Consider the following 11,678-nt stretch of genomic DNA (forward strand, 5'->3'; position numbering starts at 1 on the left):
GGAGCAAAAGCACACGGAGCTACATCATGAGCTACCAGCACCACTACATCGACGGCACCCCGGTCCACTTCCCGCTGGGCAAGGTGGTGTGCGTCGGGCGCAACTACGCCGAGCACGCCGCCGAGCTGAACAACCCGGTGCCGACCGAGCCGCTGCTGTTCATCAAGCCGGGCAGTTGCACCGTGCCGCTGGAGGGCGGTTTCGCCATTCCCCAGGAGCGCGGCGCCGTGCACTTCGAGGCGGAGATCGCCGTGCTGATCGGCAAGCCGCTGTCGAAGAAGCCGAGCGAGGAAGAGGTGCGCGACGCCATCTCCGGCTTCGCCCCGGCGCTGGACCTGACCCTGCGCGACGTGCAGGCGAAGCTGAAGGAAAAGGGCCTGCCCTGGGAGCTGTCCAAGTCGTTCGACGGCGCCTACGTGCTGGCCCCCTTCATCACGGCCGACGCGGTGGAGGATGTGCGCGACATCGGCATCCGCCTGTCCATCGACGGCCAGGTCCGCCAGGACGGCAACAGCCGCGACATGCTCAACCCGATCATCGGCCTGATCCAGCACATCGCCGGCCACTTCAGCCTGCAGCCGGGCGACGTGGTGTCCACCGGCACCCCCGCCGGCGTCGGCCCGCTGAGCAGCGGCCAGAGCCTGGAGATCGAACTGGTCGGGCTTTCGCGCTTCGCCAGCCAGGTCCTCTGAAAGCCCGGGCGAGAGCAGCAGATAGGCGCAGCTGATAGGAGCGGCCTTGGCCGCGAACCGGGAGCACGGTAAAAGCTTCGCGGCCAAGACCGCTCCTACAGGATGTGTTCTCGCTCGTGAACAGGTTCCGAGTCGGCCTTTCACAGAACTTTCACCGTGCCCGGGGTATCACAGGGACTGATCTTCATCGAGCAGTCCCCGATGTCCCTCGCCGTTCTCTCCCGCCGCCGCACGCTCAGCCTCGCGCTGGTCGTCATCCTCGCCTGCACCGTCGCCGTGGTCCGCTACCTGCACTGGGACGACCGCACCCTGCTCTGGCTCAAGGAGCAGAACGTGCCGACCGCCGACCGCGACGCCAGCATCTGGCTGCCGGGCTACAAGGTCAGCGTCGAGGGCAAGCCGCTGGCCGGCCTGGACGACGACGAGGCCTCCGACCTGGCCTACAGCCCACTCACCGGCACCCTGTTCACCGTCACCGGCAAGCTGCCCATGCTGGTCGAGCTGAGCCGCACCGGCGAGGTGCTGCGGCGCATCGCCCTGAAAGGCTTCGCCAACCCGGAAGGGGTGGCCGTGCTGGAGAACGGCAACATCGCCGTGACTGACGAGCGCAAGCGCAACCTGTCGATCTTCGCCCTGACGCCGGACACCGAGGAACTGGACATCGCCGACGCCGAACCCTTCGACCTGGGCTTCCCGGACGCCGGCAACAAGGGCTTCGAGGGCATCGCCTGGGATCCGGCCCAGCAGCGCCTGCTGCTCGGCAAGGAGCGCTCGCCCACCGCCATGTTCAGCCTGGGCAGCGACGGCCAGCAGTTGCTGGACCAGGAACTGCAGCCGCTGCCGAGCTACGGCCTGGGCATGCGCAACCTGTCGGCGCTCAGCGTCGACCCGCGCACCGGCCACATCCTCGCCCTCTCCGCCCAGTCGCGCCTGCTGCTGGAGCTGGACGAGCACGGCGAGCCGGTCAGCTTCATCAGCCTGGTCGGCGGCCGCAGCGGCCTGGAGCAGCGCATCCCGCGCGCCGAGGGCGTGGCCATGGACGAGGACGGCACCATCTACATGGTCAGCGAGCCGAACCTGTTCTACGTGTTCCGCAAGGACGAGCCCTTTACCGCACCGCAGGGCTGAGCGTGTCGCCGCGCCACAGCAGCGCGGTCGACAGGGCGTAGACGGCCAGCCAGCCGACGTTGAACGCCGCGCCGCCGAGCCAGGTGCTCAGCGGTTCCGGCAGCACGAACGGCACCAGCAGGCCGATGCCGACCAGCGACAGCGGGTTGGCGACCAGCGCGAACCAGCGCGGCCAGGCCGTGCCACCGAGGGCGATGCGCAGTCCGAGCAGCAACAGCGCCACGCCGAGGGTCACCACTGCCAGCAACCAGGCGATCATCAGCACGTGGTCGAAGTGGTTGCCGAGTTCGAGCAGCGCGGCATGGGCCTCCACCGGCGTCTCCAGCAGTGTCTTGTAGACCATGCCGACGTAGTAGAAGCCGGCATGCCCGAGCGGCGACCAGGCGTTGCCGGCGACCAGCAGGGCGAAGGCCGCCCAGGCGAGCCATCCCCGGTCCGGGCGCATGCCCTGGAGCAGGTGCCAGCAGCCGGCCAGGTAGAAGACGATACCGACGTTGGCGACCAGCGCGCCGGCCGCCAGGCGCGGCTCGGACGACGGCAGCATCATCGCCAGGCCGTCGAAACCGATCCGCTCCGCGTAGGTGTCGAGCAGCAGGGGATAGTCGGCGACGCCGGCATTGGCGCCGATGATGAGGGCGTCGCCGAGCGTCCACAGCAGCGCGCCGAGGATGCCCGCTAGGCCGCTCAGGCGGACGAGTCGAAGCCGGATGGATGCGGACATGGAGCCCCCTTGTCGAGAATTGTTCTCGATTCTAGAAGCTATCGCGCTGCCAGGCGAGCGAATCCCGTGGGGGGTGCAACCCGCGCCTCCGCGAGGTCATCGGTCCCGCCCGCGGGTTTCACCCGCCCTACCGTAGGGTGCGCTGTGCGCACCGCCGCCACCACGGCACACCCATCCGCAGGTCAGCGCACCACGCTGTCGAAGCCCTGCAACACGTTGATGGCGTTGATGCCGATCTCCTCCACCGCGTAGCCGCCTTCCATCACGAACAGGGTCTGCAGGCCGAGTTTGCCGATGACTTCGCCCATGCGCAGGTAGTCCGGGCTGTCCAGCTTGAACTGGGAGATCGGGTCTTCCTTGAAGGTGTCCACCCCCAGCGACACCACCAGCGCGTCCGGCGCGTAGGCGGCGATCTGCCGGCAGGCGGCGGCCAGCGCCAGGCTCCACGCCGACCAGTCGCTGCCGGCGGCCAGCGGGTAGTTGAAGTTGAAGCCCTGGCCGACGCCGGTGCCCTTCTCGTCGGCGTAGCCGAGGAAGAACGGGTACTCGAAGCGCGGATCGCCGTGGATCGAGGTGAACAGCACGTCGGCGCGATCGTAGAAGATGTCCTGGGTGCCGTTGCCGTGGTGGTAGTCCACATCGAGGATGGCCACCCGGCTGGCGCCCTGGTCGAGCATGGCCTGGGCGGCGATGGCGGCGTTGTTGAAGTAGCAGTAGCCGCCCATGTAGTCGGCGGCGGCGTGGTGGCCCGGCGGCCGGCACAGGGAGAACACCCCGCGCGCGCCCTTGGCCAGCTCGGCCTGGCCGGTCAGGGCGACGTTCACCGAGCTGCTCACCGCCTGCCAGGTGCCGGCGGTGATCGGCACGCCGGCGTCGAAGCTGTAGTAGCCGAAGCGGCCGTCGACGCTGTCCGGGATGGTCTGGCGCAGGCGCCGGTTGGGCCAGGTGAACGGCAGCATGTCGTAGTCGCGACCCATGGCCTGCCATTCGGCCCAGGCGCCCTTGAGGAAGTGCACGAAGCCTTCGTCGTGGACCCGCAGGATCGGCTCCAGGCCGAACTCACGCGGCGCCGCCACCTCGCCCAGCTTCACCTTCTGCGCACGCGCCAGGACCATGTCGGCACGGCTGGGCTTCTCGAAGCAGGGGGTGAGCTGGCCGTCGATCAGTTCGAACTTGCCGTGGTGCAGGTGATGGTCGTCGCTGTAGATCGTCAGCATGAGGGGCTCCCCGGACTCGCAAGGGTCCGTGAAATGAAAGGATGAATTTTCCTGCCGGGATGGTTCAGGCGAGGGTCGAAGCACCCTCACCCCTACGCGGGCCGCCCCGACCCCTCTCCCAAATGGGAGAGGGGAGCCAGGCGCTTATTTCTTCAGCTTGGTCCAGACCTTGGTGCGCAACGACAGGGCCTTGGGCGAGCACAGCTTGAACGGGCGCAGGCGCTCGAGCTTGTCCTGCGGGGTGTTGATGGCCGGGTCGTCGAACAGGGCCTTCTCCATGAACTGCTCGGAGCCGGCGATGGCGTTGTGGTACTTGGCGAAGTTGGAGGCGGCGGCGATGTTCTCCGGCTGCATCATCCAGTTGATGAACACGTGAGCCTCCTCCACGTTGGTCGCGCCCTTGGGGATCACGAAGTTGTCGATGAAGGTGGCGATGCCTTCCTTCGGATAGACGTAGACCAGCGAGCCGCGCTGCTCCTTGGCGCGGTGGAAGGCGCCGTTCCACTGCTGGTGCATGGCGACCTCGCCGGCGGCCATGCGCTCGATGGTGCCGTCGCTGTTGTACATGGCGAGCATGCCCTTCTGCTTGCTCAGCAGGTCCATCACCTTCTTCACCTCCTGCGGGTCCTCGGTGCAGCGGTCGATGCCGAGGTAGAAGGCGGCCGGCGGGAACAGGTCGTCCATCGAGTTGAGCGCCACCACCTTGCCCTTCAGCTCGGCCGGCGGGGCGAAGAACGGCCCCCAGCTCTCGTCGAGCTTGCCGCCCGGCACCTGGGCGCTGTCGTAGCTGTAGCCGGTGGTGCCCCACAGGTACGGCACGCTGTAGTCGTGGCCCGGGTCGAAGTCGAGCTTCTGGAAGGTCGGCGCCAGGTTCTTCAGGTTCGGCAGCTTGCTCTTGTCGAACTTCTGCAGCAGGTCCTCCTGGACCATGATCTGGATGAAGCTGTCCGACGGCACCACCACGTCGTAGTTGCCGCCGCCGGCCTTGAGCTTGGCCAGCAGGGTCTCGTTGGAGTCGTAGGCGTCGAGGGTGGCCTTGACGCCGGTGTCGGCCTCGAACTTCTTCAGCAGCTCCGGCGGGTAGTAGTCCGACCAGTTGGCGAAGTTGAGGCTGCCGGCGGCCTGGGCGGCGCCGGACAGGCCGAGAGCGAATACGACGGATAGCGCGAGCGGGGTACGACGGATCATGGTCTGGCTCCTAGCGTTTGCGTTGGCCGAGGTAGTACGACAGGGTGACGAAGAGGATGGAAAGCACGAGCATGATCGAGGAAATCGCATTGATCTTCGGCGATATACCCATGCGGATGGAGCTGAAGATGTAGATCGGCAGGGTGGTCGAACCGGCCCCGGCGACGAAGTAGGTGATGACGAAGTCGTCCATCGAGATGATGAAGGCGAGCATCGCCCCGGACAGGATGCCGGGCAGCAGCAGCGGGAAGCTGACCCGCCAGAACGCGCGCCAGGGCGAGGCGTAGAGGTCGGCGGCCGCCTCCAGCAGACGCGGGTCCATGCCCTGCAGGCGGGCGCGGATCGGCAGGTAGGCGAACGGCGTGCAGAACACCACATGGGCGATCAGGATGGTCAGCAGCGACAGCTTCAGGCCGATGAAGGCGAAGAACATCAGGATCGCCACCGCGCAGACGATGTCCGGCACCAGCAGCGGCAGGCCGAGCACGCCCTGCAATGCGCCCTGGCCGCGGAAGCGCCGGCCGTGCATGCCCAGCGCGGCCAGGGTCGCCAGGCAGGTGGCGATCAGCGTCGCCAGGGTCGCGACGATCAGCGAGTTCTTCGCCGCGCGGAGAATCTCCGGATCGTTCGCCACCACGCCGTACCACTTGAGGCTGAAGCCCTGCCACAGGGTAGCCGACTGGCCTGCGTTGAAGCTCAGCGCCACCAGCACCACGATCGGGATGTAGAGGAAGGCGAAGAACGCCCAGGCCAGCGGCCGCACGCCGGTGAAACGCCACAGCGGGCCCTGCAGGTTCATGCGCGCACCTCCTGGCCGCGCTGGCGCAGGCCATTGAACAGCAGGGCCAGCAGCACCAGGCTGAACAGCGAGAAGGCCAGCGCCGAGCCCAGCGGCCAGTTGTGCCCGGAGCCGAACTGCAGCTGGATCAGGTTGCCGATCATCAGCGCCTTACCGCCGCCGAGCAGCTCGGGAATGATGTAGTTGCCCAGCGCCGGGATGAACACCAGGGTCGCCCCGGCCAGCATGCCGGGCAGCGCCAGCGGCAGGATCACCCTTTTCAGCGCCTGCCAGCGGTTGGCGCCCAGGTCGAAGGCCGCCTCCACCAGGCGCCAGTCGAGCTTCTCCAGGCTGGTGTAGATCGGCAGCACCATGAACGGCAGGAAGCTGTAGAGCAGGCCGATCATCACCGCGCCGTTGCTGTACAGCAGGCCGACGCTGCCCTCGGGCACGCCGAACACGCCCAGCGCGCTGTCCACCAGGCCGCCGTTGCGCAGCAGCAGCATCCAGGCGTAGACCCGCACCAGCAGGTTGGTCCAGAACGGCACGGTGACCAGGAACAGCAGCAGGTTGCGCTTCCTCTCGCTCTGCAGCGCCAGGTACAGCGCCGTGGGGAAGCCGATCAGCAGGCAGCCGGCGGTGGTCGCCACGGCCAGCCAGAAGGAGCGCTGGAAGATGCCCAGGTAGTCGGTGTTGAACACCAGGCTATCATCGAAGTCGCGCTCGTAGAGGAAGCCGACATAGGCCTCCACCGAGTATTCGCCCCACTTCACCCCGCCGTAGTCGCCGGGCTGGAGGAAGGACACCAGCAGCATGATCGCCAGCGGCGCGATCAGGAACACCGCCAGCACCGCCATGCCCGGCGCGATCAGGCCGAGGCGGCGGACCAGCTGGCGGCGTTCGGCCAGTTGCCGTGGCGTGCTCATTCGGCCAGCACCCGGATCGCCGCTGCCGGCACGTCGAGCCGCACCAGCGCGCCGCGCGGCAGGGGCTGCGCGCTTCCGCCGCGGTTCTGCTGGCGCACGCGGAAGCCCGACTGCCCCGCCACCTTGAGCAGGTAGAGGGTGTCGGTGCCGATGTACACCACCTCCTCCACCTCGCCGGCCAGGTTGCCGGCCTCGTCCAGGGCCACCCGTTCCGGGCGGATCGCCAGGGTCACCGCGCCGCGCCGCTCGCCCGCCCCCGGCAGCGCCTGGCCGTCGGCCAGTTCGAGGCGCTCGTCCCGGGCCCAGGCTTCGAGGAAGTTGGTCTCGCCGATGAAGTCGGCCACCGTGCGGTTCACCGGGCTCTCGTAGATTTCGCTGGGCGTGCCGACCTGGAGGATGCGCCCCTTGCTCATCACCGCGATGCGGTCGGACATGGTCAGCGCTTCTTCCTGGTCGTGGGTGACGAAGATGAAGGTGATGCCGGTCTCGGCCTGCAGGCGCTTGAGTTCGATCTGCATCTCCTTGCGCAGCTTCATGTCCAGCGCCGACAGCGACTCGTCCAGCAGCAGCACCCGCGGCCGGCTGGCCAGCGCCCGGGCCAGGGCGATGCGCTGCTGCTGGCCGCCGGACAGCTGGTCGGCGCGGCGGCCGCCCACGTCCGGCAGCTTCACCAGCGCCAGCATGCGCTCCACGGTGGCGGCGATCTCCGCCTTCGGCTTGCCCTGCATCTCCAGGCCGAAGCCGATGTTCTGCGCCACCGTCATGTGCGGGAACAGCGCGTAGCTCTGGAACACGGTATTGACCGGGCGGCGGAAGGGCGGGAGGTCCTGCATCGGCTCGCCGTACAGGCGGATCACCCCGGCGGTGGGCTGCTCGAAACCGGCGATCAGCCGCAGCAGCGTGGTCTTGCCGCAGCCCGAGGGGCCCAGCAGGGTGAAGAACTCGTTGTCGCGGATTTCCAGGGAGACCTCGTCCAGGGCCTTGTGGCCGCTGCCGGCGGCACCGTACTCCATGCTCAGGGTTTCGATCGAGATCGCGCTGCTCATCCGCAAATAGCTCCTAACCAATTGTTTTTATTGGCGATTAAGAGGCAGTTGGGTGCCAAGGACACCTTGTGATCGATTCTAGGCAGCGCTGCGCTTGCGGCAGAACGATAGATGCGGACAAAAGGGGATAGATGAGGCCAATCTGTAGGGTGTGCCGCGCGCACCGAGGCACGGCCGGTGCGCGCGGCGCACCCTACGGTGGGTCAGCCGTGCGCGGTGAGGTGCCGCGCGATGCCCTTGCGCAGCGGCAGGAGCCCCTGCGCCACCCGCAGGCCGGCGCCGCGCAGCAACCTGGCCGGCAGGCGGTCGTTGGTGTAGACGTCCACCAGCAGGTTGGTGGCCTGGTACAGCGGCCAGGTCGCCAGGCGGTGCTGGCGCTCGTAGCGGGACAGCACCGCCGGCGCGGCGATGTCTTCGCCGTGGGCGTGGGCAGTCAGTATGGCTTCGCTTAGCCGCTGCACGCTGCCCAGGCCGAAGTTGAAGCCGTGGGCGGTGACCGGGTGCATGCCGACGGCGGCGTCGCCGAGCAATGCGCAGCGCGGGCCGACCAGGCGCTCGGCGTAGGCGCCGACCAGGGGATAGGCGCGGCGGGCGCTGACCAGCTGCATGGCGCCGAGGCGACGGTCGAAGCGCTGCTCCATCTCCCGGGCGAAGGCCTCCTCGTCCAGTTCGCGCAGGCGCTCGATCTCGCGCGGCGGCAGGGTCAGCACCACGGACGACTGGTTGCCGTTGAGCGGCAGCAGGGCCAGGGTCTGGCCGTAGCCGAACCACTCCCAGGCCACCTGCTGGTGAGGTTTGTCGTGGCGCATGCGGCACACCAGCATGGTCTTGCCGAAGTCCTTGAGGCGGGCGCCGATGCCGAGCTGGCGACGGGTCTCGGAGAAGCGGCTGTCGGCGGCCACCAGCAGGCGCGTGCGCAGCGACTCGCCATCGGCCAGTTCCAACTCCACTTCCCGGGCGTGGTGGCGGATCGCACGTACGCTCGTCTCGCAGCGCAATTGCACGTCGGCACATTCGGCGACCGCCTCGAAGGCGGCGCGGCGGATCGCCTGGTTGGCGACCAGATGGCCGAGGCGCTCGGCGCCCGCCTGCTCGGCGCGGATCTTCAGGGCGAACAGCGAGGGGCCGTTGAACACCTGGGCGTCGCGCAGCACGGCGACATCCTCGGCGGGGAAGCGCCGCCACAGGCCGAGCTTCTCCAGCAGGGCCTGGGAGGCGTGGGTCAGGGCGATCTCGCGGCCGTCGAAGGCCGGGTCGGCCAGTTCCTGTTCCGCCTGGCGCTCCAGCAGGACGACGGACAGGCCGTGCCCGGACAGGGCGCGGGCCAGGCACAGGCCGGCCGGGCCGGCGCCGATGATGGCGACATCGTGGATCATGAGCGGCTCCCGCAGCACTGACGATGTCCGCGAGTCTAGGCGCGGGAGCGCCGTCCGGTCTTGTCCTGGATCATGTCGCCGCCTCAGCGGCGCAGTTCGCTCGGCGCCAGGCCGCTCCAGCGCTGGAAGGCGTGGCGGAAACTGGCGGTCTCGCTGTAGCCGAGCTGCTCGGCGATCAGGTAGATCGGCATGTCGGTGTTGAGCAGCAGCTGGCGCGCCTTGTCGTAGCGCACCTCGTCGAGCAGGTGCTGGAAGCTGGTGTTGAGCTGCTGCAGATGGCGGCGCACGGTGCGCTCGGAACGGTGCAGGCGGGTGGCGACGCGCTCCAGACTGGAGCACTCGATCAGGTCGCCGGACAGCTGCTGGCGGATCAGGTCGCGCAGGTCGTGGCGGTTGTGCAGCTGCGCTTCCAGCTGCATGCACTGCTGCAGGCCGTGCTGGTGGCTGACCGGGTCGGCCAGCGGCAGCGGCCGCTCCAGCAGCGCCGGGTTGAAGCACAGGGCGTTGCAGCCGGCGTCGAACTCCACCGGGCAGCCGAGCCGCTCGCCGTAGCTGGCGGCATGGGCCGGCGCGCGGTAGGCCAGCAGCAGGCGGCGCGGGCGTACGGACTCGCCGAGCAGGTCCTGCACCACGGTGAGCAGCGAGGCCAGGCACAGCTCGGTGTTGAAGCGCGACAATGCGGGGTCGTAGCGGTAGCCACCGGCGCTCAGTCGCACCTCGTCGCCGACCGGGCGCAGGTCGAGCTGGAAGTAGGTGCCGAGCAGCGCCGGATGGGCGATGGCCAGGCGCAGCGCGTCGCCCAGGTTGCGGCTGGCCAGCAGGGTGTAGCCGAGCATGCCGTAGGCCGAGACGTGCATGCGCTTGCCCAGCAGCAGGCCCAGGGCGGGGTCGGCGCTGGCCGCCAGGGCGTTGCTCAGCACGCGCAGTTCCTGGGCGTGGTTGACCAGCCGGGTCGGGCTGTCCAGGTCGCCGGCCTGGATGCCGCTGCCCTCCAGCACCCGCTCGGCGGCGACGCCCATGCGCTGCAGGACCTGCACGGCCAAGGCGACCGTGTGCAGGGTGGTCAATACTCGCTCTTCCGGTAACACTGACATGACGACCGTTTCCGCTGCGGTGGTATTCGGTAACTTCGGCCGGCGGCGCCTTCTTAAGGTTGAATTCAGCTGCGGCTGCTCTGATGCAGCACCCCTGACCCGGAACCCCATCCATGCGTCGCCTGACCCAAGCCCGCGTTCTGCTGCCCACCCTGGCGCTGCTCGTCCTCCTGGCCCTGCTGGTGGTGGCCCAGCAGTGGCGCCTGTTCGAACGCGGCTGGTTCATGGTGCAAGAATGGCGCCACACCACCGAATGGCGGGACCGCTCGATCTGGCTGCCGGACTACCACGCCACCGTGCAGGCCAGGCCCATCGAGGGGCTGAGTTCCGATGTCTCCGCGCTGACCTTCGACCCGGACCGGCGCACGCTTTTCACCGTGACCAACAAGAAACCCGAGGTGGTCGAGCTGTCGCTGGACGGCGCGATCATCCGCCGCGTGCCCCTGATCGGCTTCGGCGACCCGGAAGCCATCGAGTACATCAGCCGCGACCTCTACGTGATCACCGACGAACGCCAGCAGCGCCTGTACCGCGTGCACCTGGACGACGACACCGACTTCGTCGACGCCGCCGACTCCGAGCAGCTGTCGCTGGGCATCGGCCTCAACGGCAACAAGGGCTTCGAGGGGCTGGCCTACGATCCGGTCAACCACCGCCTGTTCGCCGCCAAGGAGCGCGACCCGGTGACCATCTACGAGATCCACGGCTTCCCCCACACCCACCCGGACAAGCCGTTCGCCGTGCACGTGGTGGAAGACCCGGAGCGCGATGCGCGGCTGTTCGTGCGCGACCTGTCGAGCCTGCAGTACGACCAGCACAGCGGGCACCTGCTGGCACTCTCGGACGAGTCGCGCCTGGTGCTGGAGATCAATTCGGACGGCCGGCCGATCAGCACCCTGTCGCTGCTGGGCGGGCGCAACGGCCTGGAGAAGGGAGTACCGCAGGCCGAGGGCGTCGCACTGGACGACCACGGCCGGCTGTACCTGGTGAGCGAGCCGAACCTGTTCTACGTGTTCGAGAAACAGGCGCAGCCGTAGGGCGGGTGTAACCCGCGCCGAACACCCACGCGGGTTTCACTCGTCACCCGCTCAGGCGTCGTTCTGCAGCACCGCGTCCGGCGCGTTCTTCTTCACCGACTCGATGCCGTTCTTGCAGCTGGCCTCGCTGGCGTACATCTGGCTCTGGCCGACCACCTGGCCGTTGGTGGCCTTGAGCACGAAGTAGCTCTTGCCGTTGCTGGCGTCCTTGACCTCGAAGGCACCCTCGCGCTGCGAGTTCTTGCGCACCGACTCGATGCCGTCCAGGGCCGACTGCTTGGCCTTGTACTGTTCGCTGCTGAGGATGATCTCGCCGTTGCCGGCATGCAGGTTGAAGTGGAACTGGCCGTTGCTGGCGGTTTTCAGGTGGAACTTGCTGGCCATGGGTGGACCTCCGTGGGGAATGGTCCGCTAAGCGTAGCCGCAAGCTGCCGCTTCGGTTGTTCGGACGATCACGCTTGCAGAATCGGGCGGG

The 11,678-nt window shown here is 68.2% G+C and carries 12 protein-coding genes; 3 read left to right on the forward strand and 9 right to left on the reverse strand.

Annotated elements, in window-relative coordinates; all coding sequences use genetic code 11:
- Positions 1–26 precede the first annotated feature (26 nt).
- Entirely contained in the window at positions 27–692 is a 666-nt protein-coding gene (locus N7640_RS02465; RefSeq protein WP_279901569.1) for a fumarylacetoacetate hydrolase family protein, read from the forward strand.
- Positions 693–893: 201 nt separating this feature from the next.
- On the forward strand, positions 894–1,820 hold the full coding sequence (locus N7640_RS02470; protein WP_239330250.1) for an SdiA-regulated domain-containing protein: 927 nt from the start codon (positions 894–896) through the stop codon (positions 1,818–1,820).
- Here the strand turns inward: N7640_RS02470 and N7640_RS02475 are convergent.
- The 8 genes from N7640_RS02475 to N7640_RS02510 form a co-directional block, all read right to left on the reverse strand.
- Positions 1,801–2,541, reverse strand: coding sequence for a DUF6796 family protein (locus N7640_RS02475; RefSeq protein ID WP_279901568.1), 741 nt, complete (start codon positions 2,539–2,541; stop codon positions 1,801–1,803). The genes N7640_RS02470 and N7640_RS02475 overlap by 20 nt on opposite strands.
- Before the next feature lie 182 nt (positions 2,542–2,723).
- Positions 2,724–3,758, reverse strand: a complete 1,035-nt coding sequence (locus N7640_RS02480) for a histone deacetylase family protein (protein WP_279901567.1) — start codon at positions 3,756–3,758, stop codon at positions 2,724–2,726.
- Between the two features lie 144 nt (positions 3,759–3,902).
- A complete protein-coding gene (locus N7640_RS02485) occupies positions 3,903–4,946 on the reverse strand; it encodes an extracellular solute-binding protein (protein ID WP_279901566.1) in 1,044 nt (347 codons plus the stop codon).
- A 10-nt stretch (positions 4,947–4,956) separates the two neighbouring features.
- Positions 4,957–5,745 (reverse strand): ABC transporter permease, encoded by a 789-nt coding sequence (locus N7640_RS02490; protein ID WP_220811320.1) that lies wholly within the window; start codon positions 5,743–5,745, stop codon positions 4,957–4,959.
- Entirely contained in the window at positions 5,742–6,650 is a 909-nt protein-coding gene (locus N7640_RS02495; RefSeq protein ID WP_220811319.1) for an ABC transporter permease, read from the reverse strand. Before N7640_RS02495 ends, N7640_RS02490 begins: the two co-directional genes overlap by 4 nt.
- Positions 6,647–7,696, reverse strand: a complete 1,050-nt coding sequence (locus tag N7640_RS02500; protein ID WP_279901565.1) for an ABC transporter ATP-binding protein — start codon at positions 7,694–7,696, stop codon at positions 6,647–6,649. Before N7640_RS02500 ends, N7640_RS02495 begins: the two co-directional genes overlap by 4 nt.
- Before the next feature lie 203 nt (positions 7,697–7,899).
- On the reverse strand, positions 7,900–9,072 hold the full coding sequence (gene ubiM, locus N7640_RS02505) for a 5-demethoxyubiquinol-8 5-hydroxylase UbiM (RefSeq protein WP_279901564.1): 1,173 nt from the start codon (positions 9,070–9,072) through the stop codon (positions 7,900–7,902).
- 83 nt (positions 9,073–9,155) lie between these two features.
- Positions 9,156–10,166 (reverse strand): AraC family transcriptional regulator, encoded by a 1,011-nt coding sequence (locus N7640_RS02510; protein ID WP_220811316.1) that lies wholly within the window; start codon positions 10,164–10,166, stop codon positions 9,156–9,158.
- 113 nt (positions 10,167–10,279) lie between these two features.
- Here N7640_RS02510 and N7640_RS02515 point away from each other — a divergent pair, with 113 nt between their 5' ends.
- The gene (locus N7640_RS02515) at positions 10,280–11,203 is read left to right on the forward strand and encodes an SdiA-regulated domain-containing protein (protein ID WP_279901563.1); all 924 of its coding nucleotides are present in this window, start codon (positions 10,280–10,282) and stop codon (positions 11,201–11,203) included.
- 51 nt (positions 11,204–11,254) lie between these two features.
- On the opposite strand, the gene N7640_RS02520 is transcribed toward N7640_RS02515, so the two are convergent.
- Complete coding sequence (locus N7640_RS02520; RefSeq protein WP_279649799.1) at positions 11,255–11,587, reverse strand: YegP family protein; 333 nt, start codon at positions 11,585–11,587, stop codon at positions 11,255–11,257.
- Positions 11,588–11,678: the final 91 nt, after the last annotated feature.

This window comes from Pseudomonas sp. GD04015, assembly GCF_029837675.1.
Lineage (GTDB): Bacteria > Pseudomonadota > Gammaproteobacteria > Pseudomonadales > Pseudomonadaceae > Aquipseudomonas > Aquipseudomonas paralcaligenes.